25 protein-coding genes are annotated in these 25,041 nt (G+C 59.8%); 11 read left to right on the forward strand and 14 right to left on the reverse strand.

What is annotated here, in order from left to right; all coding sequences use genetic code 11:
• Positions 1-12 precede the first annotated feature (12 nt).
• The 8 genes from rodA to ACOYXJ_RS13175 all read left to right on the forward strand — a co-directional run bounded on the left by rodA (position 13) and on the right by ACOYXJ_RS13175 (position 7,651).
• The gene (gene rodA / locus ACOYXJ_RS13140) at positions 13-1,116 is read left to right on the forward strand and encodes a rod shape-determining protein RodA (protein WP_049802149.1); all 1,104 of its coding nucleotides are present in this window, start codon (positions 13-15) and stop codon (positions 1,114-1,116) included.
• 17 nt (positions 1,117-1,133) lie between these two features.
• Entirely contained in the window at positions 1,134-2,144 is a 1,011-nt protein-coding gene (gene mltB / locus ACOYXJ_RS13145; RefSeq protein ID WP_095122077.1) for a lytic murein transglycosylase B, read from the forward strand.
• Positions 2,144-3,154 (forward strand): septal ring lytic transglycosylase RlpA family protein, encoded by a 1,011-nt coding sequence (locus ACOYXJ_RS13150; RefSeq protein WP_095122076.1) that lies wholly within the window; start codon positions 2,144-2,146, stop codon positions 3,152-3,154. Before mltB ends, ACOYXJ_RS13150 begins: the two co-directional genes overlap by 1 nt.
• A gap of 187 nt (positions 3,155-3,341) precedes the next feature.
• Positions 3,342-4,499: a D-alanyl-D-alanine carboxypeptidase family protein gene (locus tag ACOYXJ_RS13155; protein WP_016986121.1), complete on the forward strand. Its 1,158-nt coding sequence runs from the start codon at positions 3,342-3,344 to the stop codon at positions 4,497-4,499.
• 85 nt (positions 4,500-4,584) lie between these two features.
• A complete protein-coding gene (locus ACOYXJ_RS13160) occupies positions 4,585-4,860 on the forward strand; it encodes a DUF493 domain-containing protein (RefSeq protein ID WP_095122074.1) in 276 nt (91 codons plus the stop codon).
• Entirely contained in the window at positions 4,860-5,507 is a 648-nt protein-coding gene (gene lipB, locus ACOYXJ_RS13165) for a lipoyl(octanoyl) transferase LipB (RefSeq protein ID WP_460369832.1), read from the forward strand. Before ACOYXJ_RS13160 ends, lipB begins: the two co-directional genes overlap by 1 nt.
• A gap of 25 nt (positions 5,508-5,532) precedes the next feature.
• Positions 5,533-6,531 (forward strand): lipoyl synthase, encoded by a 999-nt coding sequence (lipA, locus tag ACOYXJ_RS13170; protein ID WP_161986515.1) that lies wholly within the window; start codon positions 5,533-5,535, stop codon positions 6,529-6,531.
• 172 nt (positions 6,532-6,703) lie between these two features.
• A complete protein-coding gene (locus ACOYXJ_RS13175) occupies positions 6,704-7,651 on the forward strand; it encodes a S66 peptidase family protein (RefSeq protein ID WP_460369834.1) in 948 nt (315 codons plus the stop codon).
• A 103-nt stretch (positions 7,652-7,754) separates the two neighbouring features.
• On the opposite strand, the gene ACOYXJ_RS13180 is transcribed toward ACOYXJ_RS13175, so the two are convergent.
• The 5 genes from ACOYXJ_RS13180 to leuS form a co-directional block, all read right to left on the reverse strand.
• Positions 7,755-9,077, reverse strand: a complete 1,323-nt coding sequence (locus ACOYXJ_RS13180; protein ID WP_460369836.1) for a lytic murein transglycosylase — start codon at positions 9,075-9,077, stop codon at positions 7,755-7,757.
• 61 nt (positions 9,078-9,138) lie between these two features.
• Complete coding sequence (gene arfA / locus ACOYXJ_RS13185) at positions 9,139-9,303, reverse strand: alternative ribosome rescue factor ArfA (RefSeq protein WP_460369838.1); 165 nt, start codon at positions 9,301-9,303, stop codon at positions 9,139-9,141.
• A 183-nt stretch (positions 9,304-9,486) separates the two neighbouring features.
• A complete protein-coding gene (gene holA, locus ACOYXJ_RS13190; RefSeq protein WP_460369840.1) occupies positions 9,487-10,524 on the reverse strand; it encodes a DNA polymerase III subunit delta in 1,038 nt (345 codons plus the stop codon).
• A 39-nt stretch (positions 10,525-10,563) separates the two neighbouring features.
• The gene (locus tag ACOYXJ_RS13195; RefSeq protein WP_460369842.1) at positions 10,564-11,169 is read right to left on the reverse strand and encodes an LPS-assembly lipoprotein LptE; all 606 of its coding nucleotides are present in this window, start codon (positions 11,167-11,169) and stop codon (positions 10,564-10,566) included.
• 87 nt (positions 11,170-11,256) lie between these two features.
• Positions 11,257-13,863: a leucine--tRNA ligase gene (gene leuS, locus ACOYXJ_RS13200; protein ID WP_095122061.1), complete on the reverse strand. Its 2,607-nt coding sequence runs from the start codon at positions 13,861-13,863 to the stop codon at positions 11,257-11,259.
• 254 nt (positions 13,864-14,117) lie between these two features.
• Between leuS and ACOYXJ_RS13205 the strand changes: the two genes are divergently transcribed.
• Both ACOYXJ_RS13205 and ACOYXJ_RS13210 read left to right on the forward strand, forming a co-directional pair.
• Positions 14,118-14,441, forward strand: a complete 324-nt coding sequence (locus ACOYXJ_RS13205; protein WP_016986130.1) for a hypothetical protein — start codon at positions 14,118-14,120, stop codon at positions 14,439-14,441.
• Positions 14,442-14,545: 104 nt separating this feature from the next.
• Positions 14,546-15,307, forward strand: a complete 762-nt coding sequence (locus ACOYXJ_RS13210; protein ID WP_460369845.1) for a YdcF family protein — start codon at positions 14,546-14,548, stop codon at positions 15,305-15,307.
• A gap of 87 nt (positions 15,308-15,394) precedes the next feature.
• Here ACOYXJ_RS13210 and lnt read toward each other — a convergent pair whose 3' ends face one another.
• The 5 genes from lnt to miaB all read right to left on the reverse strand — a co-directional run bounded on the left by lnt (position 15,395) and on the right by miaB (position 20,789).
• The gene (gene lnt / locus ACOYXJ_RS13215; protein ID WP_460369847.1) at positions 15,395-16,918 is read right to left on the reverse strand and encodes an apolipoprotein N-acyltransferase; all 1,524 of its coding nucleotides are present in this window, start codon (positions 16,916-16,918) and stop codon (positions 15,395-15,397) included.
• A gap of 17 nt (positions 16,919-16,935) precedes the next feature.
• Positions 16,936-17,775, reverse strand: coding sequence for an HlyC/CorC family transporter (locus ACOYXJ_RS13220; protein WP_007909641.1), 840 nt, complete (start codon positions 17,773-17,775; stop codon positions 16,936-16,938).
• A 5-nt stretch (positions 17,776-17,780) separates the two neighbouring features.
• Complete coding sequence (gene ybeY, locus ACOYXJ_RS13225) at positions 17,781-18,275, reverse strand: rRNA maturation RNase YbeY (RefSeq protein WP_007909643.1); 495 nt, start codon at positions 18,273-18,275, stop codon at positions 17,781-17,783.
• The gene (locus tag ACOYXJ_RS13230; protein WP_150793971.1) at positions 18,268-19,266 is read right to left on the reverse strand and encodes a PhoH family protein; all 999 of its coding nucleotides are present in this window, start codon (positions 19,264-19,266) and stop codon (positions 18,268-18,270) included. The genes ybeY and ACOYXJ_RS13230 overlap by 8 nt, the downstream gene beginning before the upstream one ends.
• A 194-nt stretch (positions 19,267-19,460) precedes the next feature.
• Entirely contained in the window at positions 19,461-20,789 is a 1,329-nt protein-coding gene (miaB, locus tag ACOYXJ_RS13235; RefSeq protein ID WP_095122051.1) for a tRNA (N6-isopentenyl adenosine(37)-C2)-methylthiotransferase MiaB, read from the reverse strand.
• A 133-nt stretch (positions 20,790-20,922) separates the two neighbouring features.
• Here miaB and ACOYXJ_RS13240 point away from each other — a divergent pair, with 133 nt between their 5' ends.
• The gene (locus ACOYXJ_RS13240) at positions 20,923-21,252 is read left to right on the forward strand and encodes a DUF1820 family protein (RefSeq protein WP_003185742.1); all 330 of its coding nucleotides are present in this window, start codon (positions 20,923-20,925) and stop codon (positions 21,250-21,252) included.
• A gap of 54 nt (positions 21,253-21,306) precedes the next feature.
• Here ACOYXJ_RS13240 and ACOYXJ_RS13245 read toward each other — a convergent pair whose 3' ends face one another.
• From ACOYXJ_RS13245 to ACOYXJ_RS13260, 4 genes are all read right to left on the reverse strand, one after another.
• Positions 21,307-21,861 carry a tetratricopeptide repeat protein gene (locus ACOYXJ_RS13245; protein WP_003228518.1) on the reverse strand — a complete coding sequence of 185 codons (555 nt, stop codon included), beginning with the start codon at positions 21,859-21,861 and terminating at the stop codon, positions 21,307-21,309.
• Between the two features lie 225 nt (positions 21,862-22,086).
• A complete protein-coding gene (hemL, locus tag ACOYXJ_RS13250; protein ID WP_127929896.1) occupies positions 22,087-23,370 on the reverse strand; it encodes a glutamate-1-semialdehyde 2,1-aminomutase in 1,284 nt (427 codons plus the stop codon).
• Between the two features lie 15 nt (positions 23,371-23,385).
• Positions 23,386-24,009: a thiamine phosphate synthase gene (gene thiE / locus ACOYXJ_RS13255; protein WP_150706837.1), complete on the reverse strand. Its 624-nt coding sequence runs from the start codon at positions 24,007-24,009 to the stop codon at positions 23,386-23,388.
• A gap of 18 nt (positions 24,010-24,027) precedes the next feature.
• Positions 24,028-24,825: a hydroxymethylpyrimidine/phosphomethylpyrimidine kinase gene (locus tag ACOYXJ_RS13260; protein WP_460369851.1), complete on the reverse strand. Its 798-nt coding sequence runs from the start codon at positions 24,823-24,825 to the stop codon at positions 24,028-24,030.
• Positions 24,826-25,041: the final 216 nt, after the last annotated feature.

Here is a 25,041-nt window from a genome sequence, read left to right on the forward strand (position 1 = left end):
AGTGAGGATGTGATGCGTCGCCGCGCGACGTTGCTGCAAAGACTGCATATCGATGGCCCGTTGTTGATTCTGCTGCTGATCCTCGCCGCCGGCAGCCTGTTCGTGCTGTATTCGGCCAGTGGCAAAAGCTGGGATCTGCTGGCCAAACAGGCTACTTCATTCGGTATCGGTCTGGTGTCGATGATCATCATCGCCCAGTTCGAGCCGCGTTTCATGGCGCGTTGGGTGCCGCTCGGCTATGTGATTGGCGTGGTGTTGCTGCTGGTGGTGGACATCATGGGTCACAACGCCATGGGCGCGACACGCTGGATCAATATCCCAGGGGTGATTCGCTTCCAGCCTTCGGAATTCATGAAGATTCTGATGCCGGCGACCATCGCCTGGTACCTGTCCAAGCGCACGTTACCGCCACAACTCAAGCATGTCGGCATCAGCCTGATGCTGATCGGCGTGCCGTTCGCGCTGATTGTGCGCCAGCCCGATCTGGGCACTTCGCTGCTGATCCTGGCGGGCGGCGCATTCGTCTTGTTCATGGGCGGGCTGCGCTGGCGCTGGATTCTCAGCGTGCTGGCCGCCGCAATTCCGGTGTCGGTGGCGATGTGGTTTTTCATCATGCACGACTACCAGAAGCAGCGGATCCTGACCTTCCTCGACCCGGAAAGTGACCCGCTGGGCACCGGCTGGAACATCATTCAGTCGAAAGCCGCGATCGGTTCCGGCGGTGTTTTTGGCAAGGGCTGGCTGCTCGGTACTCAGTCGCACCTGGACTTTCTGCCGGAAAGCCACACCGACTTCATCATTGCCGTACTCGGCGAAGAGTTCGGGCTGGTGGGCATTTGCGCGCTGTTGCTGATCTACCTGCTGTTGATCGGCCGAGGGCTGGTGATTACCGCGCAGGCACAAACGCTGTTCGGCAAATTGCTCGCCGGGGCGTTGACCATGACGTTTTTTGTTTACGTTTTCGTCAACATCGGTATGGTCAGTGGCCTGTTGCCGGTCGTAGGGGTGCCGTTGCCGTTCATTAGCTACGGAGGAACTTCGCTGGTGACACTGCTGTCAGCGTTTGGGGTTTTGATGTCGATCCATACCCATCGCAAGTGGATCGCGCAGGTTTGAATAAGGTGAAGAGTTCAATGCAAGTAATGCGTGGCTGGGCGACTCGATGCGCGCCGCTGGTTGGCCTGATGGGCCTCCTGGGCAGTGTGCAGGAAGCGCTGGCCGGCGAATACGAAGGCTCGCCGCAGGTGGCCGAGTTCGTCGGTGAAATGACCCGCGACTATGGTTTCGCCGGTGAACAACTGATGGGGGTGTTCCGCGAGGCAGAGCGCAAGCAGTCGATTCTTGACGCCATTTCCAAGCCCGCCGAACGGGTCAAGCAGTGGAAAGAATATCGCCCGATGTTCATCACTGACGCGCGTATTGCTCGTGGTGTGGACTTCTGGCGTCAACACGAGGCGACCCTGGCCCGTGCCGAGCAGGAATACGGGGTACCGGCACAAGTCATCGTGTCGATTATCGGCGTTGAAACCTTTTTCGGACGTAATACCGGTAATTTCCGGGTGATCGATGCATTGTCCACGCTCGGTTTCGACTATCCTCCCCGTGCCGAATTTTTCCGCAAGGAACTGCGTGAGTTCCTGCTGCTGGCGCGTGAAGAACAGGTCGACCCACTGACCCTGAAAGGCTCGTACGCCGGGGCCATGGGCTTGCCGCAGTTCATGCCGAGCAGCTTCCGCGCTTACGCGGTGGATTTCGACGGTGACGGCCACATCAATATCTGGAACAACCCGGATGATGCGATCGGCAGCGTCGCCAGTTACTTCAAGCGTCACGGCTGGGTGGCCGGCGAACCTGTGGTCAGCCGCGCCGATGTGCGTGGCGAGCAGGTCGATGAAGGCCTGACCACCGGCATCGAGCCGACAAAGACCGTCGCAGAGTTGCGAGCGCTGGGCTGGTCAAGTCATGATGCGCTGCGCGATGATATGCCGGTTACTGCATTTCGCCTCGAAGGCGACAATGGCCCCGAATACTGGATGGGCCTGAAGAATTTTTACGCGATCACGCGTTATAACCGCAGCGTGATGTACGCCATGGCCGTACATCAACTGTCTGAACAGCTGGTACAAGCACGGGGCGTCAAGTAATGCGGGCATTGCCTAACAATAAACCCCTGAAGCTGGTGGCTTTCGCTGCGTTGGCGGTGTTGGTCGCCAGTTGTACGACCAGCCGTGCGCCGACACAGAAAACCTCTTCGACCGCTGTGCGTGCGCAGCCGGGCCTGGACATCAACCGCGCACACAAAGATGGCGCGCCGTGGTGGGACGTCGACGTGTCGCGCATCCCCGATGCCACCCCGACCCTGCACACCGGGCCCTACAAGGCCAACCCGTATACCGTGCTGGGCAAGACCTACTTCCCGTTGCAAGAGTCCAAGACCTACGTCGCTTCGGGTACGGCGTCCTGGTACGGCACCAAGTTTCATGGTCAGAACACCGCCAATGGCGAGGTCTACGACCTGTACGGCATGAGTGCCGCGCACAAAACCTTGCCACTGCCAAGTTACGTTCGGGTGACCAACCTGGACAACAACCGGACGGTGATCCTGCGGGTCAATGACCGTGGGCCGTTCTACTCTGACCGCATTATCGATTTGTCCTACGCGGCGGCGAAAAAACTCGGTTACGCCGAAACCGGCACCGCGCGGGTCAAGGTTGAAGGCATCGATCCGCAGCAGTATTGGGCTGCCAAGGGCCGTCCGGCACCGCTGATGCTCAACGAGCCGCAAGTCGCGCAGAACAGCGCTCCGGTGATCACGGCATCGGCCGGCACCGTCGAACAATGGACGCCGCCACCGCAACAACACGCCTCTGACACCGTCCCGGTGCCGATGAGCGCAAAAAAAAACGCTTCTGCAACAGCGTCTGGCCAGTATCTGCAGGTGGGCGCGTTCGCCAACCCGGACGCTGCAGAACTGCTGAGGTCGAAGCTCAGCGGGATGGTGAGCGCTCCGGTGTTCATCAGCTCGATCGTGCGCAATCAGCAGACTCTGCATCGGGTACGCCTGGGGCCGATCGGCTCGCCGGGTGAAATCGCCCAGGTGCAGAACAGCGTGCGCCTGGCCAATCTTGGTTCGCCAAGCGTGGTCACCGAGTAATACGTAGAACTTGATTGACGGTTCACTTGCGGTATCGGGGGGTGAACCAGGTTGTTGGCTCGTCGAAGAACAAAAGCCCGGCAAGGGTGACTGGAGTGAGCAACTGAACACGCGATGGCTCGTTAGAAAGTCATCTGATTAAATTTTGTCCGCAAGGGCAGTTTCCATTAGCGATTTCGAGAGACGGATGAACATCACCACCTTTGCCAAACGCCTGTGTCTGCTAGTCCCGCTGCTCCTCTCGCCAGCCGCCTTCGCGGCCGAGATGATGCCGTCGCCACCGCAACTGGCCGCTAAAGCCTACGTACTCATGGATGCCGCCAGCGGCAACGTGCTGGTAGAAAACAACGGTGACCAGCGTTTGCCACCGGCCAGCCTGACCAAGCTGATGACCGCGTACATCGCGACCTTGGAAATCCGTCGTGGCCAGATCGGTGAAAACGATCCGGTGACCGTCAGCGAGAACGCTTGGCGTACCGGCGGTTCGCGGATGTTCATCAAAGTCGGCTCGCAGGTGACTGTCAGCGACCTGCTGCACGGCATCATCATCCAGTCCGGCAACGACGCCAGCGTGGCGCTGTCCGAGCACATCGCCGGCAGCGAAGATGCGTTCGCCGATCTGATGAACAAGACCGTCACCGATCTGGGCATGACCAATACCCACTTCATGAACCCGACCGGTCTGCCAAATCCTGAGCACTACTCGTCGGCTCACGACATGGCGATCCTGGCGCGTGCGATCATCCACGAAGACCCGGCTCACTACGCGATCTACTCGCAGAAAGAGTTCTTCTGGAACGGCATCAAGCAACCTAACCGCAACCTGCTGCTGTGGCGTGACAAGACCGTTGACGGTCTGAAAACCGGTCACACCGATGAAGCCGGCTACTGCATGGTGTCCTCGGCTGTACGTGATGGCCAGCGCCTGATCGCCGTGGTGTTCGGCACCAACAGCGAAGTGGCTCGCGCCGCTGAAACCCAGAAGCTGCTGACCTACGGTTTCCGCTTCTTCGAAACCCAGACCTTCTATCAGAAGGGCACCGAACTGGCTCAGGCCCCGGTGTGGAAAGGCACCACCAATCAAGTCAAGGCCGGCCTGGCTGAAGACCTGACCATGACCCTGCCAAAAGGCCAGCTGAAAAAGCTCGCTGCCAGCATGACCATGAACCCGCAACTGACCGCGCCAATCGCCAAGGGCGACGTGATCGGTAAAGTCGAAGTCAAACTGGAAGACAAGGTCGTGCACAGCGCTGACCTGATCGCTCTGGATGGCGTCGAGGAGGGTGGTATCTTCCGCCGCATGTGGGATAGCATCCGTCTATTCTTCTACGGCTTGTTCAACTGATTTGTGTTGACCTGCATGGCCCCGCCCCGATCCGGTGCGGGGCCATGCGCGTTATCACGGCTTGCGCTCAAGAGGCCGTTACGCCATGACCGATACCGAAGTAAAGGCGCCAAAGATCGAATTTCCCCAGACTGATTATCCGATTAAGGTAATCAGCGATACGGGTGTAGGTCACAAAGACAAGATCATCGAGATCGTGAAGAAATTCGCGGAGATCAACGATGAGCGTGTCGACGAACGTTCGAGCAGCAACGGCAAATACACCACGATTCAGTTGCACATCGTCGCGACCGATCAGGATCAGCTGTACAACATCAACAGCGAACTGCGGGCGACCGGTTTCGTACACATGGTGTTGTGATGCCGGGCACGCTGGGCTTTCGCGAACTTGGCCAGTTGGCTTACGAGCCGGTCTGGCATGCCATGCAACGTTTCACCAATGAACGCGGCAGCAATGCCGCCGACGAAATCTGGCTCGTCGAACACCCGCCGGTGTTCACTCAGGGCCAGGCTGGCAAGGCCGAACACTTGCTGCTGCCGGGAGACATCCCGGTGGTGCAGGTCGATCGTGGCGGCCAGGTGACTTATCATGGCCCCGGCCAATTGGTGGCTTACCTGTTACTGGATGTGCGCAAGCTGGGTTTCGGCGTACGTGATCTGGTCAGCCGCATGGAGCTTTGCCTGATCGAACTGCTGGCCAGCTACGGCGTGACCGCGGCGGCCAAGCCAGACGCTCCCGGTGTGTACGTCAATGGAGCGAAAATCGCTTCTCTGGGTTTGCGGATTCGCCACGGTTGTTCCTTTCATGGCCTGGCCCTGAACGTGGATATGAACCTGGAACCGTTTCGACGGATTAATCCCTGCGGCTATGCCGGGCTGGCGATGACCCAGCTGAGCGACCACGCAGGATCGATTGAATTTGCCGAGGTAAGTGCCCGGCTGCGCGCGCAGCTCGTCAAACACCTCGACTATGCTGAGCAGACGACCCTGACGGGCGGAATCGACTGATATGACTACTGATGCAGTGCAAACCATGATCCCGACGCTCGACGTGACCGAGCGCCCGGCCCCGCGTCCCAAGGTAGAAGCCGGCGTCAAGCTGCGCGGCGCCGAGAAGGTTGCACGCATCCCGGTAAAGATCATTCCGACCACCGAACTGCCGAAGAAACCTGACTGGATTCGCGTGCGCATCCCGGTTTCGCCGGAAGTCGACCGCATCAAGAGCCTGCTGCGCAAACACAAGCTGCACAGCGTTTGCGAAGAAGCCTCCTGCCCGAACCTGGGCGAGTGCTTCTCCGGCGGCACCGCGACCTTCATGATCATGGGTGACATCTGCACCCGTCGCTGCCCGTTCTGCGACGTTGGCCACGGTCGTCCGAAGCCACTGGACGTCAACGAGCCGGAAAGCCTGGCCATCGCCATCGCCGACCTCAAGCTCAAGTACGTGGTGATCACTTCGGTTGACCGCGACGACCTGCGTGACGGCGGTGCCCAGCATTTTGCCGATTGCATCCGCGAAATCCGCAAACTGTCGCCGAACGTGCAGCTCGAGACTCTTGTTCCGGACTACCGTGGCCGCATGGACGTCGCGCTGGAAATCACCGCCGCCGAGCCGCCGGATGTGTTCAACCACAACCTGGAAACCGTGCCGCGCCTGTACAAGGCTGCGCGTCCGGGTTCGGATTACCAGTGGTCGCTGACTCTGTTGCAACGCTTTAAGCAGATGATGCCGCACATTCCGACCAAATCCGGCCTGATGCTGGGTCTGGGTGAGACCGATGAAGAGGTCATCGAAGTGATGAAGCGCATGCGCGAACATGACATCGACATGCTGACCCTTGGCCAGTATCTGCAACCGTCGCGCAGTCACTTGCCGGTGCAGCGTTTTGTGCACCCGGACACCTTCGCCTGGTTCGCCGAGGAAGGTTACAAGATGGGCTTCAAGAACGTCGCGTCGGGCCCGCTGGTGCGTTCTTCGTATCACGCCGATGAGCAAGCGAAGCTGGTCAAGGCTGAGCTGCTGGGTTCCTGATCCGGCGCTGAATGAAAAAATGCCCGCCGAGGTTTTAACACCCGGCGGGCATTTTTTTGCCCGTCTTACATTCGATGCTGATTTTTCCTGCAACCTGCGGCGTGGCCGACCCTCTTCTGTTTGCCGCCGTTCCTGACTACTGTGTGTGCATGACTCACAGGGAGATCCAAGGATGACCGTTCGACCGACCCACACACTTTGTCCGCACAGAGCCGTGCCCGCGTTGCCCTCAGAAGGACTGATCGGCGTCATTGCACCTGCCGGCCCCGGTGCTCTGGACACAGATAAGGCGCTGCAATGGATGCGCGCCCGCGGCTATGGCTTGAAAGTGTTTCCCGGCGTCTACGAGAAGGACGGCTATCTGGCCGGCAGTGACGATGTGCGCCTGCGCGATCTGCACGCAGCGTTCGCTGATCCCGAGGTTGATGCCATCATTTGCCTGCGCGGCGGCTACGGTACGCCGCGCTTGCTCGACCGCATCGACTACGATTTGCTGAGCCGCCACGCCAAGCCTTTCGTCGGCTACAGCGATATCACCGCACTGCACCTGGCCATCAGTCGTTATGCCGGGTTCGTGACCTTTCACGGGCCGCTGCTCAATGCTGACCTGCTGGGTGACAAGGAGCCGCCGACGGTCACCTCGTTCTTCGCCATGCTGCGCGGGCAATTGAAGGCAGGGAGTGTGTTTAGCCATCCGGTGGCTTATCCATTGACCACTGTCGAGCCTGGTATCGCCCATGGGCGCTTGCTCGGCGGTAATCTGGCGATGATCGCCGCAACGCTGGGCACGCCTTACGAGATTGATGTCGCAGGGGTGATTCTGCTCATCGAAGACATCAACGAGCCGCTGTATCGCATCGACCGATTGCTGACGCAGATGCGCTTGGCCGGCAAATTAGCCAAACTGCGTGGCGTGCTGGTCGGGGACATAGCAGGTGTGGATGTCGCGGCACTGAACCGCTTGCTCAAGCAAACTTTCGAGCCGTTGCGGATTCCGGTTTTGTCGGGGTGGCGTAGCGGGCACTGCGATCCGAACCTGACGTTGCCAATGGGGGCGCTGGTGCGGCTGGATGCCGGGAAGCAGGAGTTGATGCTGGAGCAGGATGTCGTCACCCGATAGTTTGTGGGTGAAGCAAAAAGATCGCAGCCTTCAGCAGCTCCTACAGGGGATTGATATTTGCCCTGTAGGAGCTGCCGAAGGCTGCGATCTTTTGATTTTTACTTTATTGGTTGCGCAGGCTTTCCAGCAGCTTGTGCGTCGGATACCCGTCCGCCGGCCAGCCAAGCGACTGCTGGGCACTGCGAATCGCTTTGCGCGTATTGGCGCCGATGATCCCGTCCGCTGTGCCGGCATCGTAATTGCGCGCGCTCAGCAGGGTTTGCAATTCCATACGCTCGGTACGGCTCAGCGGCAGGTCATCTTTCGGCCAGCTGCCGTTGATCAAGCCACCGCCACTGAAACGCTCGGACAGCAAGCTCACCGCCAAGGCATACGACGAAGAGTTGTTGTACTTGAGGATCGCCCGGAAGTTGTCGAGGATCAGGAACGCCGGCCCGCGATAGCCGGCGGGCAGCAGCAGGGCGGCGGACAGTTGTTCTGAACCTGCCGGGACCTGAGTGCCGTTCGGCAGCATCACACCCAGTTGACGCCATTCGGCAACGCTTTTGCGAATAGCACCATCAGCCAGCGTGTAATTGAAACTGCTCGGCAATTGCACTTCAAAACCCCACGGTTGACCACGTTGCCAGCCGGAGCTTTGCAGGTAATGCGCGGTCGAGGCCAGTGCATCGGCAGGGCTGCCCCAGATATCGCGGCGACCGTCACCGTCGAAGTCCACGGCGTGAGTGTTGTAGGTGGTCGGAATGAATTGGGTCTGGCCCATGGCGCCGGCCCACGAGCCAAGCATTTTCTCCGGCGTGATATCGCCCTGCTGCAGGATCTGCAAAGCAGCGATCAATTGCGCATGAGCAAAGCCCGGACGGCGCCCTTCGTAAGCGAGGGTAGCCAGCGAGTTGATCACCGACTTGCTGCCCTGGAACTGGCCAAAGTTGCTTTCCATGCCCCACACCGACACCAGCGCCTGACGGTCGACGCCATAACGCTGCTCGATGCTTTGTAGAATATCGGCGTACTGGCTGATCAGCGCCTGGCCCTTGCGCACGCGCAGCGGCGACAGCGCGCCGTCGAGGTATTCCCACACCGGGCGGGAGAATTCCGGCTGACTGCGGTCGGCACGAATCACGCTGGCGTCGAAACTGACATTGGCAAAGGCGCGATCAAACAGCTCTGGACGAATCCCGGCGGCCAGCGCGTCCTTGCGGAAACCTGCCTGCCATTCGGCAAAGGTCTGAGTCGGCTGAAGATCGAGAGGGTCGGCGGACGGCACTACCGGCGGGATGATCGCTGGGGCCGTGGCAACAGGGGCGGCTTGAAGGGGTTGCGCATCGGCGGCGGTCGGTTTTTCCGCACAAGCGACAAGCAGAATGAAACTGGAGGCAGCGATCAATTGGCGGACAGGCCAACGATGGGAAAGACTAAAGGGCATGCACAGGTCCAGGGGATACGAATCAGGTGCAGACCTTAACATGACCTGGGGGTACTGCGCTTCAAGCAACCAGAAAGTAAGAAGCCTCCCAGCTGTCAGACTGGAAGGCTTCGCGGCGGTAGCTGCCTTTACCCTTGGTTGGTCGTTCCTGGCGACTGCGGAACAGGGGCTGGGCGACGATGGATTTGGCCTTGTTCGGGCCATGTTTCGATGGCTTTTTGCTCATGAGGGTTCTCTCGAGTGAGTGGGTTTTGCGGGGGAAATAATCTGCCGATGTTGGGCATCTGTCCAGTGCCTGTTGTGTAGGAATGTTCTGACGCTTTCGCGAGCAGGCTCGCTCCCACATTTGGAATGCATTTCAATGTGGGAGCGAGCCTGCTCGCGAATGGCCGTTATGCGGTAGAACAGGTTATTCGGCGGGGAGTGTCAGACGCTGGCCGGACATCAACAACGCCAAGCGGCTCAGGCTCATCCACGGCGAACCGGCGGCTTGGCCTTTGATCTGCGCATCGATCCGCTGTGCTTCGAGCAACAACTGCGCCCAGCGTTGCGCCGAGTAGCGTTGCAGGGCTTTGCTCATCAGCGGCTTGCGCTTGTCCCAGACCGGCGGTTTGGCTTGGCTGAAGCACTTGTCCAGCGGTGTACCCTGGCTGTATTGCAGCGAGATGTTGGCCAGCAACCGCAGCTCTCGCGCCAGTGCCCAGAGAATCACTGGCGGTTCGACACCTTCGCCGCGCAGCCCTTCGAGCATGCGCAAGGCGTGAGCCGGTTCGCCGTTGAGCACGGCATCGGTCAGGCCAAACACGTCGAATCGCGCACTGTCCGCGACGGCGGCCTGCACGGTTTCGACGGTGATCTGCCCACTTTCGGCCATCAGCTTGAGCTTTTCGATTTCCTGCGCGGCGGCGAGCAGGTTGCCCTCGACGCGTGCGGCAATCAATTCGACGGCGTCCTGGCTGGCCGATAACCCGGCCTGCGACAGACGCTGACGAATCCAGCTCGGCAGTTGATTGGCATCGACCGGCCAGATCTGTATGAACTGGGTCTGCTGGCCTTCAACCAGGGCCTTGCCCCACTTGGTCTTCTGCGCACTGCCATCGAGCTTGGGCAGGCTGACCAGCAGCACCGTGTCTTCAGCGGGACGCGAGCAGTATTCGATAAGCGCCGCGGCACCTTTGTCACCCGGTTTGCCCGAAGGCAGGCGCAGTTCCAAAAGGCGTTTTTGTGCGAACAGCGACATGCTGGCGCCGGCCTGCAACAACGTACCCCAATCGAAACTGGCATCGGCAGCGAACACCTGGCGCTCGTCGAAACCTTGCTGACGCGCAGCACTGCGGATGGCGTCGGCGGCTTCCTGGCACAGCAGCGGGTCATCGCCACTGATGATGTAGACCGGCGCAAGGGCGCCTTGCAGATGTTTGCCGAGTTGGGCGGGAGCGAGCTTCATAAGAAAGGTCGAACGGGGCGCGTGAGCGCCCCGAACGTCTTACTGCTGCGGGATTTCGAGCGGCGACTGGCGCGGTGTTTCCGCTTCAGCCTTTTGCGCCGCTTCGAGCGCGTCAGCTTCAGCCTTGGCGCGGTTGTTGGCAGCTTGCTGCAGTTGCTCCAGTTGACCTGGGGTCAGCTGTTGCAGGCGCAGCATCATGCGCTGAACCAGCTCGCGACGGATATCGCGACGGGCGTCGTTGGCTTCCTGGTCGGAGCCGACGAGGTTGTTACCGTCGTGGATAAACACTTTCTGCACTTCAAGCTTGTCGCTCAGCAGCGAAAGGTTTTTGTCGCCACGGATGTCGTAGCTCAGGACGGTAGTGACCTGATACTCGCCCGTACGACCTGCACCGGCGTAGCTGAGGATGCGCTGGTTTTCCTGCTCGTCAGCCAGGAACAGCTTGTACGGTGCACCGCTGTAAACCTTGACGCCGCTGGACTCAAGCACCCGACGCAGTTGAGTGACCGTCTCGCCGTAGGCGTTACGAGCGCTCACGTCGAGCTCCTTGATCGCCAGTTCGGTGGTGCCAGTACCGCGCAGCTGGAAACCACAGGCGCTCAGAAGGACGGCGAGGCCCATCACCAGCAGATTGCGTTTGATCATTGTGTTGCTCCCCTTGAAACCACGTGGGCCGACTGTACGGCCCGAAAGGTTTTACTTGGCGCCAGGCGAACCTGACGCCCGATCCAATTAGCTGGCAACGATGTTGACCAGTTTCCCCGGCACAACGATCACTTTACGAATAGTCAGGCCGTCGACAAAGCGCAGCACGTTCTCGTTGATGCGAGCAGCCGCTTCGACTTCTTCACGTGTTGCGGTCGCCGGCATCTCGATCTGCCCGCGCAGTTTGCCGTTGACCTGGATGACCAGGGTCAGGCTGTCTTGTACAAGCGCGGATTCGTCGACCACAGGCCAGCCAGCGTCGATCACCGGATCGCTGTGACCCAGTTGATTCCACAGCTCGTGGCTGATGTGCGGCGTGATTGGCGCGAGCAGCAAGGTCACGGCTTCCAGGCCTTCGTGAACCAGTGCGCGATCCTGTTCGGTGCCTTGTGCGGCCTTTTCCAGCACGTTCATCAGCGTCATCACCTGAGCGATGGCGGTGTTGAATTTGTGGTTCTGGCCGACGTCGTGGCTGGCTTGCTTGATGGCCACGTGGATCGAACGGCGAACGGCTTTCTGCTCGTCGTTCAGGCTGGCGATGTCGAGTTTCCCCGGCAGACCCTGGCTAACATGGGCTTGCGCCAGACGCCAGACGCGCTTGAGGAAACGGTGCGAGCCTTCAACGCCGGAGTCCGACCATTCGGCGCTCATGTCTGGCGGTGAGGCAAACATCATGAACAGGCGGCAAGTATCGGCGCCGAACTGATCGATCATCGACTGTGGGTCAACGCCATTGTTCTTCGACTTGGCCATCTTCTCGGTGCCACCGATTTCCACCGGCAGGCCGTCGGATTTCAGCTTGGCGCTGATGACCTTGGCTTTGCTGTCACGCTCAAGTTCTACGTCCGCCGGGTTGAACCAGGTGTAAGCACCATTGGCTTCGCGACGGTAGTAAGTCTCGGCGATTACCATGCCTTGGGTCAGCAGGTTCTTGAATGGCTCGTTGGAGCTCACCAGGCCTTCGTCGCGCATCAGCTTGTGGAAGAAGCGCGCATAGAGCAGGTGAAGAATCGCGTGTTCGATACCGCCGATGTACTGATCGACCGGCAGCCAGTGGTCAGCCGCGGATTTCTCGACCAGGCCACCTTCAAAGTGCGGCGAGGCGTAACGGGCGTAATACCACGACGACTCGACGAAAGTGTCCATGGTGTCGGTTTCACGCTTGGCAGGCTGGCCGCATTTCGGGCAAGCGCACTCGTAAAACTCAGGCATGCGCGCCAGCGGCGAACCGGCGCCGTCCGGCACCACGTCTTCCGGCAGGACGACAGGCAATTGATCTTCCGGCACCGGCACGTCACCGCAAGTATCGCAATGGATGATCGGGATCGGGCAGCCCCAGTAGCGCTGACGGCTGATGCCCCAGTCGCGCAGGCGGAACTGGGTGCGCGAGGCGCCCAGTTCTTTCTTGATCAGGGCGACTTCCATGGCGTCGAACGCGCCCGCGAAGTCGAGACCGTCGAACTCGCCGGAGTTGATCAGCGTGCCGTGCTCGCCGTAGGCGTCTTGCCACGGGGCCGGATTGGTATCGCCGGAGCTGGTACGCACCACCGATTTGACCGGCAGGTTGTACTTGTGGGCGAATTCGAAATCGCGCTCGTCGTGCGCCGGTACCGCCATCACAGCGCCATCGCCGTAGTGCATCAGCACATAGTTGGCGACCCACACCGGCAGTTTTTCACCGGTCAGCGGGTGCTCGACGAACAGGCCGGTCGGCAGGCCTTTTTTCTCTTGGGTAGCAACGTCGGCTTCGGCGACGCTGCCGCCCTTGCATTCAGCGATGAACGCTTGCAGCTCGGTATTGTTTTTTGCGGCGAGGGTGGCCAGTGGGTGCTCGGCAGCCACGGCGACATAGGTCGCGCCCATCAGGGTGTCCGGACGGGTGGTGAAGACTTTCAGAGTGCCGGCTTCGCCGATCGAGTCGACGTTGTACGGGAACTGTACTTCCATGCCGCGGGATTTGCCGATCCAGTTGCGCTGCATGGTCTTGACCTGTTCAGGCCAGCCGGTCAGCTCGTCGAGGCTCTCCAGCAGCTCATCCGCATAAGCGGTGATCTTGAAATAGTACATCGGGATTTCGCGCTTTTCGATCAGCGCGCCGGAACGCCAGCCGCGACCGTCGATCACCTGTTCGTTGGCCAGAACGGTCTGGTCGATCGGGTCCCAGTTCACGGTGCCGTTTTTGCGGTAGATCACACCTTTTTCGAACAGGCGAGTGAACAGCCATTGTTCCCAGCGGTAGTAATCAGGCTTGCAGGTGGTGACTTCGCGCGACCAGTCGACCGCCAGACCCAGGCTGCGCAGCTGGGTTTTCATGTAGGCGATGTTTTCGTAGGTCCACTTGGCCGGCGCGACGTTGTTCTTCATCGCGGCGTTTTCTGCCGGCATGCCGAAAGCGTCCCACCCCATCGGTTGCAGAACATTCTTGCCTTGCATGCGCTGATAACGGGAGATCACGTCGCCGATGGTGTAGTTGCGCACGTGCCCCATGTGTAGCTTGCCGCTGGGGTAAGGGAACATCGACAGGCAGTAGTAAGTCTCCTTGCCTGGCTGTTCACTGACTTCAAAGGACTTTTGCTCGTCCCAGAACGACTGGGCGGCGGCTTCGATTTCACGGGGCTGATATTGTTCGTGCATGGCTACTTTTGTACTGGATAGGGGTGGCCTAATCCTCTTCAACGCGGCATTCGGGATGGCCCGGACGAGCTGGAAGTGGAATTACAGGAAGCGCCGTAGCATACATGACCGCGCTTGGCCTAGGGAAACCCTGATTACAGCTGTTTGGTACGGCGAATCCATGACGAGGGCCGTTGGTCGCGGCGTGCAGCCGGTTTGTGCAGCGAAGCTAAGCTCTAACTGGGGAGTGAGTCTTATCTTCAATGAGGTGAGGGATGGTGGAGCAACGGCAGAAAAACGTCACGAAACCTGAGTTGTACGAGCGGTTGATGAACCGTCTGGGCATGGCCCTGGATGCTGCCAAAACCGCTGACCGGCTGCGCGACGAGCGCCCCCTGGAACTGGAATTGCGTGGCTTGAGCCCCGCCGAGTTCAAACTGGTCAAGGCCTATCTGGATCGTAGTGAACGTGAAACGCATGGATGCTTGTCGCAGGCAGTGAAGCAGCTCGATGCAGCACATTCGGCCAAGGTCATCTGGCTCAAGGACAAGGCGCCCGGCAGAGATACCGTCAAGGTACGGGCTTTGCAGGCCAAGTAAGCGCATGGCAGGTCAAGAACCGGATCTTTTTCAACAGGATCCCACCTATCGGTTGTAACGCATTATTAACACTCTTAGGCTTCGGGCATCTTTGGAGATGCCCGATGCCCATTCGTTATTTCATCAAACAACTTCTTTTGCCGCCCGGCATTCTTTTGCTGCTGTTGCTGGTCGCGTGGTGGCTGCGCCGTTCGCGGCCGCGATTGGCCGGGTTGTGTTTTGCCATTGGCTTTGGCGGATTCTGGCTGATGAGCTTGCCGGTGGTGGTGCAATGGGGTGCCAAGGCGCTGGAGCGTGAGCCTGCGCTGGCCCGGGAAGAGTGGGCAACGCTCGCGCAACGGGCTGATGCCATTGTGGTGCTGGGTTCCGGGCGTGAACGTGGCGATCTGGCCTGGGGCGAGGATCAACCGACCGGCGTGGGTCTTGAGCGTCAGCGATATGCGGCGCGGCTGGCCAAAGCTTCCGGCTTGCCGATTCTGACCACGGGAGGCCTGCATTACGGTACGCCGCCGACTGAGGCGAAGTTGATGGCGGACTCATTGCGCGACGATTTTGGCGTGACAGTGCGTTGGCAGGAAGGTGAAAGCCGTACGACGTGGGAAAACGCTAGGTTCACGGCTGATATCTTGTTGCCGCAGGGGATCAAGCGCGTGGTTGTCGTCACTCAGGCCTGGCACATGCCGCGCTCGGTGTGGAGTTTTCAGCAGGCAGGGTTTGAAGTGGTGCCGGCGCCTGTAGGCTTTCTGGGCACTGATAATGCGCGGCCGTTTGGTGGCTGGTTGCCGGAGTTCAAGTCGATCTGGCAGAGCGGGCAGTTGCTGAATGAGGCGGTGGGGCAGGTGGGGTATTCGTTGTTTTACCGCTGAAGATCAAAAGATCGCAGCCTGCGGCAGCTCCTACATTGGGATTTGCGTTTTCCCTGTAGGAGCTGCCGCAGGCTGCGATCTTTTGCTTTAAAGGGTTTTCGACATCCGGCTGGCCATCAGTGCCCAGCCAAACAGCAGCACGCAAACAATCATCAGCGGCCACGAGCGGTATTGCAGGTACGGCGTCAGGTTATGCATTGGCACCACTTCGCCATACAGAATGCCCTGTTCGAACTGCGGAATCTGCTCGGTGATCTGCCCGAACGGGTTGATCAACCCGGTCACACCGTTGTTGGTCGCGCGTATCATCCAGCGGCCCGCTTCCAGCGCACGCATCTGCGCCATTTGCAAATGTTGCAGCGGGCCGATCGAGGTGCCGAACCAGGTGTCGTTGCTGATCGTCAGCAACAGATCGCTGCGTGCCGACAGGCCTGCGGCGAAGTCCGGGTACACCACTTCATAGCAGATGAACGGCGCAACCTGATAACCCTTGGCCTGCAACAGCGCCTGATCGGCTGGGCCGCGGGCAAAGTCGGACATCGGCAGGTCGAAGAATGCGATCAAACCACGCAGGATGTCCTGCAGTGGTACGTATTCACCGAATGGCACCAGTTTTTGCTTGAGGTAAGTACCGTCGCCTTCGCCCACCACGGTGATACCGTTGAAGAAGCGTCTTTCATGACGGACCATTTCGCGAATCGGCACGCCGGTGATCAGCGCTGATTTACGCTCGGCGGCGAAGCTGCCCATCATGCTCAGGTAGCCCTCGACGGACTCTTTCAATACCGGCACGGCGGTTTCCGGCCAGATCAGCAGATCCACTGGTTTTGAGCGAAAACTCAGATCGCGGTACAGGGCCAGTTGCGCGTTGAGTTCGGCCGGATCCCATTTCATGCTCTGCGCGACGTTGCCCTGAATTGCAGCAACGCTCAGTGGCGCGCCCGACGGACTGGTCCAGGCATGGCCCTTGAGCGCAATGCCCGCTGCCCATGGCCCGATCAGCAGTACCAAACCCGCCACCGCAAAACCTTTGCGCCCGGTCTGCAGCAACCGTGGAGCGTTGTAGACCAGCGCCGCGGTCAGCGCCAGAGTGAACGACACCAGCCACATGCCGCCGACCGGCGCGAGCCCGGCCAGCGGGCCATCGAGTTGGCTGTAACCTGAGTACAGCCACGGGAAACCGGTGAGAAACCAGCCGCGAAACATTTCCTGAGCGACCCACAGCGCGGCAAACGCCAAAGCATCGGCCAGCGGCGCTTCATTGCGGCGCAACCAGCGCGCCCAAATCCAGGCCGGCAGGGCGAAGAACCAGGCAATCGCGGCGGTAAACAGCAGCATCAGGAACCCGGCCAGCAGCACCGAAGCGCCACCGAAGTGGTGAATGCTGTAATAGATCCAGCTTGTGCCGGCGCCGAACAGGCCGAAACCGAAACACCAGCCACGGCCCAGCGCCTGACGCGGGTTCAGTTCACGCAAACCGGCATAGAACAGGCCGACCGCCAGCAAAGCCAGCGGCCAGATGTTGAACGGTGCCAGAGCGAAGGTGGTGATTGCACCGGCCGCCACGGCCAGCAGGTTACCGGGCCAGCCGGGGCGGGTTGTCCAGCGCATTTCAGTCCTTAGATTTTTTACCGGGCGATTGGCGTGAGTCGCAGCAAATGAATCCGACGGCTGTCGGCGTTCAGGATGCGGAAACGATAGGCGCCGATTTCAGTGATTTCGTTGCGTTTTGGCAAGTGGCCGAACGCGCTCATCACCAAGCCGCCGACGGTGTCGAACTCATCGTCGGAGAATTCGCTGTCGAAGAACTCGTTGAAGTTCTCGATCGGCGTCAGCGCCTTGATCAGGAAGTCGCCACTGGGCAGCGGCTTGATGTAGCTGTCTTCTTCGACGTCGTGCTCGTCTTCGATGTCGCCGACGATCTGTTCCAGCACGTCTTCAATCGTTACCAGACCCGCCACACCACCGTATTCGTCGATGACGATGGCCATGTGGTTGTGGTTGGCGCGGAATTCACGCAGCAACACATTCAGGCGCTTGGACTCCGGCACGAAGGTGGCCGGGCGCAGCAGATCCTTGATGTTGAAGCTGTCGCCGTTCTCCTTGAGGATCAGCGGCAGCAGATCCTTGGCCAGCAGCACGCCCATCACGTCGTCATGGCTTTCGCCGATGACCGGATAGCGCGAGTGGGCCGAGTCGACCACGGCCGGGAGGAACTCACGGGGTGTCTGGGTCGCCTTGATGCTGATCATCTGCGAGCGCGGCACCATGATGTCGCGTACTTGCAGGTCAGCCACCTGAATGGCGCCTTCGACGATGGCCAGCGCTTCGCTGTCCAGCAGTTTGTTCTGATGTGCATCACGCAGCAGCTCGAGGAGCTCCTGACGGTTCTTCGGCTCGTGGGCAAAAGCCTGGGTCAGTTTACCCAGCCATGACTTCTGCCCGTTGCTCGATCGATCTTCGCTCATAGCGATTACTCTGAATCCTTTGTTGTAACGATAGGGGATGTTTCGGGTTCGTCGTCCGCGTACGGATCGGGATAGCCCAGTTCAGCAAGCAACTCGCGTTCCAGTGCTTCCATTTCCTCGGCTTCTTCGTCATCTATATGGTCGTAACCGAGCAGATGCAAGCAGCCGTGAATGACCAGATGTGCCCAGTGGGCCTTTAGTTCCTTGCCTTGTTCGGCAGCTTCGCGCTCAACCACCGCCACGCAGATCACCAGATCACCGAGCAATGGGATGTCGAGAAACTCGTCGGGTACTTCGGCCGGGAACGACAGGACGTTGGTCGCGTAATCCTTGTGGCGCCAGGTGTGATTAAGTTCGCGGCCTTCTTCCTCGTCGACCAGACGAATGGTCATTTCCGAGTCGGCGGTGCGCTGGCGCAGGGCCAGTTCGCACCACAGGCGGAAATCGGCTTCACTCGGCGCGCTCGCTTCAGTCGCGATTTGCAGGTCTAGCTCAAGCATTTCGCGAGGTGTCCTTGGGTACTTCGTCACGGTTTTCGAAGCGCTCGTAGGCTTCGACGATCCGCTGGACCAAAGGATGGCGCACGACGTCTTTAGGCTGGAAGTGGGTGAAGCTGATACCCGGTACGTCTTTGAGCACTTCGATCACATGATGCAGGCCGGACTTGGTACCGCGCGGCAGGTCGACCTGGGTGATGTCACCGGTGATGACTGCTGTAGAGCCGAAACCGATCCGCGTGAGGAACATCTTCATCTGTTCGACGGTGGTGTTCTGGCTTTCGTCGAGAATGATGAAGCTGTTGTTCAGCGTGCGACCGCGCATGTAGGCCAGTGGCGCAACTTCGATCACCTGACGTTCGATCAGCTTGGCCACGTATTCAAAACCGAGCATCTCGTAGAGCGCGTCGTAGAGCGGGCGCAGGTACGGGTCGATCTTCTGCGACAGGTCGCCGGGCAGGAAGCCGAGTTTTTCACCCGCTTCAACCGCCGGACGCACCAGCAGGATGCGCCGGATCTGCTCACGCTCCAGGGCATCGACAGCGCAAGCGACGGCCAGATAGGTCTTGCCGGTACCGGCCGGGCCGATGCCGAAGTTGATGTCGTTGCCGAGGATTTCCTTCACGTAGCGCAGCTGATTCAAGCCGCGCGGGCGAATCATGCCTTTCTTGGTGCGCAGGGCGACGGAGGCTTCGGCGGGGGCGTGGTTATCCAGTTCGACGACGGCCGATTCCTGCAGGAACAGGTGCACCGTATCTGGCGACAGCTCTGAACCTTTGGTTTCCCGGTACAGGCGACGAATCAGATTTTCCGCAGACGTGGTGTGTTTGGGGTCGCCGATCAGCTCGAACTGGTTTCCGCGGTTGCGGATCTCGATCGTCAGGCGCTGTTCGATCAAGCGTAAATGCTCGTCGAATTGCCCGCACAGATTGGCGAAGCGGCGAGCCTCAAAGGGCTCGAGGATAAAACGATGTGGTTCTATGGGTGCGTTCAAGGTCGTATTTAGCCGCCCTGGGGCAATTAAGATGAAATCAAGGATAACGCCAGAGGCGTGGGTGCGAAAGCTCTTAAATCATCGCTGTTCCTGTGGGAGCGAGCCTGCTCGCGAAAGCGGTGTGTCAGACACATTGTTGTTGAATGTGTCGCCGCCTTCGCGAGCAGGCTCGCTCCCACAGTGCCCTGTGTTGATTATTGGATCAGCGAACCACGCAGCGAGTGCGGTTGCGCCGCATCGATGTGCACGTCGGCGAACTGGCCGATCAGGGTTGGATTGTCGCAGCGGAAGTTGACGATACGATTATTCTCGGTGCGCCCTTGCAGTTCGCCCGGGTCTTTCTTCGAATAATCCGTCACCAGAATGCGCTGGACCGAACCGACCATTTGTCGGCTGATCTCGAAGCCTTGCTGGTTCAGGCGATGTTGCAGCGCGTTCAGGCGTTCCTTCTTCAACTCTTCCGGGGTGTCGTCGGCCAGATCGGCAGCCGGGGTGCCCGGGCGCTGGCTATAGACGAAGGAATAAGAGAAGTCGAAACCGACGTCGGCAATCAGCTTCATGGTCTGTTCGAAGTCTTTCTCGGTTTCACCCGGGAAACCGACGATGAAGTCCGAACTGATGCAGATCCCCGGTACCGCCGCACGCAGTTTGCGCAGCTTGGATTTGTACTCAAGCGCCGTGTGGTTGCGCTTCATTGCCGCCAGAATCCGGTCGGAACCCGATTGCACCGGCAAATGCAGGTGCTTGACCAGCTCCGGCACGTCGGCGTGGGCCTGGATCAGGCTGTCGGAGAATTCCAGTGGATGCGACGTGGTGTAGCGGATACGGTCGATGCCATCGATCGCGGCGACAACGCGGATCAGCTCGGCGAGATCGGCGAGTCGACCGTCATGGGTCGTACCGCGATAGCCATTGACGTTCTGCCCCAGCAAGGTCACTTCACGCACGCCGTTTTCGGCGAGGTGAATGACTTCGGCGATCACGTCGTCGAATGGCCGGCTGACTTCTTCGCCACGGGTGTAAGGCACCACGCAGAACGTGCAGTACTTGCTGCAGCCTTCCATCACCGACACATAGGCGCTCGGGCCATCGATGCGCGGCTCGGGCAAATGGTCGAATTTTTCGATTTCCGGGAACGACACGTCGACTTGCGGCAGCTTGGTGATGCGCGCGGCGTCGATCATCTCCGGCAGGCGGTGCAGGGTTTGCGGGCCGAAAACGACGTCGACGTACGGCGCGCGATCGCGAATCGCCGCGCCTTCCTGGCTGGCCACGCAACCGCCAACGGCGATTACCATCTCCGGGTTGGCCAGTTTCAGTTCGCGCCAGCGGCCGAGCTGCGAATACACGCGATCCTGGGCGCGCTCACGGATCGAGCAGGTGTTGAGCAGAATCACGTCGGCGTCTTCCGCACGGGCGGTGACTTCCAGGGCCTGATGTTCACCCAGCAGATCGACCATGCGCGAGCTGTCGTACTCGTTCATCTGGCAACCGTGGGTTTCGATGTAAAGCTTCTTGGCCATGGATTAGGGTCATCACGTGATTCAAAGAACCGCGCATTATAGGGAACAAGCCCTCAGGTTCCTACCGCTGCGCGTCCGGTGGCTATGCTATAGTTTGCGCCCTCATTTTTATCCCCGATGTTATCCCCCCGCCATGACCAAACGCGAAGCTCCAATCTATAAGGTGATTTTCCTCAACCAGGGCCAGGTGTTCGAAATGTACGCCAAGCAGATCTATCAAAGTGATCTGTGGGGCTTTCTGGAAGTGGAAGAGTTCGTCTTTGGCGAGCGCACGCAAGTGGTCGTCGACCCGAGCGAAGAAAAGCTCAAGGCGCAGTTCGAAGGCGTGGTGCGCAGCTTTGTGCCGATGCATTCGATTGTGCGTATCGACGAGGTGGAGCGTCTGGGCACCCCGAAAATCAGCGAAGCCCGGGGCGCGGTCGGCAATGTGATGCCGTTTCCGATGCCGATGCCTGAAAAGTAAAACCGGATCTGGATTTTTGATCGTTCCCACACAGAGCGTGGGAACTATCGGCGGTCAGGGAAGGGGCGAGAACGGCGTACGCCCATCGGCACTCTGCAGTTCCATCAGATATTTACGGAAAATTTGCCCGAGCACCTGGGTGGCGGTTTCGAGGTCTTCGCGGGACATTTTTTCGGAAACTTCGTCAGCCGTATCCAGCGCATCTTCAGCGCCGTTGACCGCGGCCATCTTCAGCACGATATACGCCTGAATGTTGTTGGCCTGCACGCCTTCACCGTGGAAGAACATGGTGCCAAGTTTGAATTGCGCCTGAGCGTGGCCTTGCAACGAGGCTTTTTCGAAATAGCTCAGGGCTTGATTGAGGTCGCGCGGCGCATTCTTGCCGTCGTAGTAGAACTCACCCAACTCGTATTGCGCTTGCGCATCCCCTTCGTCCGCCGCTTTCTGGCAGGCGGCCAGTGCCTGCGTGACGTCTTGCGGCTGAGTATTGAGGGTGCAACGACCCATCGCCGGGATCAACAACGAGTTGCCGCCTGCTTGTGCATGCGCGAGCAGGGGCTGAAGGAGCAACAGGCAGCCCAAGGCAAGGGTGCGGCCGGTGCGGTTCATGGGAATCGACTTACCTCTGAAGGGCACGCGGACCCATCGAGGGATCCAATAAGCGCGCATTATGAAATAAGCAGGGCCAACCTTACAAAGTCTTTACTCGTTTTTCTGCTGCGTGGGGAATATATCGCCCACTTTAGGGGAGATTTTTAGCAGGGGCATCGGAAAAACAGCGCGGATGTAGGTGAATGCTGACGCTGGCGATAGCCAACGTCAGCGGTACGACAATTATTTCAGTGCAGCGAAGGCACGCTCGGCAGCGTCCAGCGTCAGTTGCAACTCGGCTTCACCATGAGCGATCGAGGTAAAACCGGCTTCGAACGCGCTCGGTGCCAGGTACACGCCACCTTCCAGCATCAGGTGGAAGAAGCGCCCGAACAGGGCCGCGTCGCTGGCCATCACGTCTTCAAAGGTGACGATGTCGTCGGCGCCGCTGAAGTACAGACCGAACATGCCGCCGGCCTGAGTGGTCACGAATGGAATACCCGCGGCATCGGCGCGTTGTTGCAGACCGTCGAGCAAACGCGTGGTGTAGTCGGTCAGCTCAGCGTGGAAGCCTGGACGGCTGATCAAACGCAGCGTGGTCAAACCAGCGGCCATGGCCAGCGGGTTACCCGACAACGTGCCGGCCTGATACACCGGACCCAACGGCGCGATGCGCTCCATGATTTCACGCTTGCCGCCGAAGCAGCCCACCGGCATGCCGCCACCGATGATCTTGCCGAATGTGGTCAGGTCAGGATTGACCCCGTAGTACGCCTGAGCACCGCCGAGGGCAACGCGGAAACCGGTCATCACTTCGTCGAAAATCAGTACCACGCCATGCTTGTCGCACAGCGAACGCAAGCCTTCGAGGAAACCTGGCGCTGGCGGCACGCAGTTCATGTTGCCGGCCACTGGCTCAACAATGATGCAGGCCACTTCCTCGCCAACTTCAGCGAGCATCTTTTCCACAGCATCAATGTCGTTGAACGGCAGGGTCAGGGTGTGTTTGGCGAATGCCGCCGGCACGCCGGCCGAGCTCGGTACGCCTTGGGTCAGGGCGCCGGAACCGGCCTTGACCAGCAGGCTATCGGAGTGACCGTGGTAGCAGCCTTCGAACTTGATGATGCTGTCGCGGCCGGTGTAACCACGGGCCAGACGGATCGCGCTCATGGTTGCTTCGGTGCCGGAGCTGACCATGCGCACCATGTCCATCGACGGCACCAGCGAGCAGACCAGATCGGCCATCTCGGTTTCCATCGCGGTCGGCGCGCCGTACGACAAACCGTGTTGCAACTGATTGCGCACCGCGTCCAGAACGTCCGGGTGGCTGTGGCCGAGGATCATCGGGCCCCACGAGCCGACGTAATCGACATAACGCTTATCGTCTTCGTCGGTAACGTAAGCGCCTTCAGCGTGCTTGAAGAACAACGGCGTGCCGCCAACGCTCTTGAACGCACGAACGGGCGAGTTCACGCCACCGGGGATGTGTTTCTGGGCATTGGCAAACAGGGTTTCGGAACGAGACATGATCGGGCTCTCAAATCAGACTTTCAGTAATTCATTGAACGCGCGGGCGCGGCGGGTCACTTCGGCGGTGCTCTCGGCACCAAACAGACCGTGAACCACGGCCAGCAGGTCGACGCCATGGGCCACCAGCGGCGCGGCGTTGTCGAGGGTGATGCCGCCAATCGCGCAGATTGGCAGGTGCAACGTGCGCTTGGCTTCGTCCAGCAGGTCGAGGCTGCAGGTCGGCGCGCCGGGTTTGGTATTGGAATTGAAGAAGCGGCCGAAGGCGACGTAGCTCGCGCCTTCTTTGGCGGCTTGTTCGGCCAGCGCGATTTGCGCGTGGCAGGTCGAACCGATGATCGCTTTTGAACCGAGCAGGGCGCGGGTCGGCGACAGTGGGCCGTCGGTCTGGCCGAGGTGCACGCCGACGTTGAGGCGCGCGGCCAGTTCGGCATCATCGTTGATGATCAACTGCGTCTTGTAGCGCTCGCACAGATCACGCAGCGCTTCGGCCTCACGCAGACGGCGGGCCTCGTCGCTGCTCTTGTCGCGGTATTGCAGCAGGGTGACGCCGCCTTCCAGCGCCGCCTCCACATAAGACAGAAACTTGCCCGCCAGCAATTGGCTGTCGGTAATGGCATACAGGCCACGTAGTTTCATCGGGCAGACCTCACGACGTTACGAGCAGAAATCCAGCGGCAGGCGACGCGGGACGAACTGGCCTTTGCCCAGCTGTTCGGCATCGCGCAGGGTGCGCCAGGTGTAATCCAGAGCACTGCGTACGGCGCTGGCCAGGTGTTCGCCTTGTGCCAGTCGGCCGGCGAGGGCGCTGGCCAAGGTACAGCCGGAACCGTGATAGCTGCCCGGCAGACGCTGGCAGATAAAGGTTTCACGCAGACCTTCGCGGCTGTACACGCGGTTGTGGATTTCAGTTTCGTCGCCGTGGCCGCCAGTGATCAGCAGGTTTTTGACGAACGGCAGGAGTTTTTCAGCGCACTCGTCCGCGGTGCCTTCGGGCAGTTCGGCGAGGATGCGCGCTTCAGGAAGGTTCGGGGTGGCAATGATCGACAGCGGCAGCAGACGCTCGCGCATCGCATAGCCGACCTCGTCCTTGCCCAAGCGACCGCCGCCACCGGCGCGCAGCACCGGGTCGCAGACCACCGGCAAGTGCGGGTGCGCGGAAAGCAGTTCGACAACGGTGTCGACCATTTCCAGCGAACCGAGCATGCCCAGTTTGACCGCAGCGACTTCGGAGTCGTTGAGCACGGCATTGGCCTGGGCCAACACCCACTCACGGTCGAGGACGCGGAAGTCAGTGACGTTGACGGTGTCTTGCACGGTCAGGGCGGTGACGGCCGGAGCCGCATGGCAACCCTGCGCGAGCAGGGCTTCGATATCTGCCTGCAAGCCGGCGCCACCACTTGGGTCGTGGCCGGAGAGACAGAGGACAACGGGGCGGGAGCTGTAGATATTCATGGTGCGCGAGCTTACCACCAAAGCTGATTTTCGGGTTCAGTGCCTTTGTGCCTGGCCGATAACCTGGCAAGAGAATCCGACCGTACTGTCACAACCTGACCAACCCAACAGCTCTATCTCGATGCTTTGCTCTGGAACGCCCGTTCTAGAGCCTTTGTAGGAAAAGTTTCGATGGTGCTCAATGGCCATCAACGGCTATGCTAGTCTGGATCCAAA

Source organism: Pseudomonas sp. Tul2A7 (genome assembly GCF_054790505.1).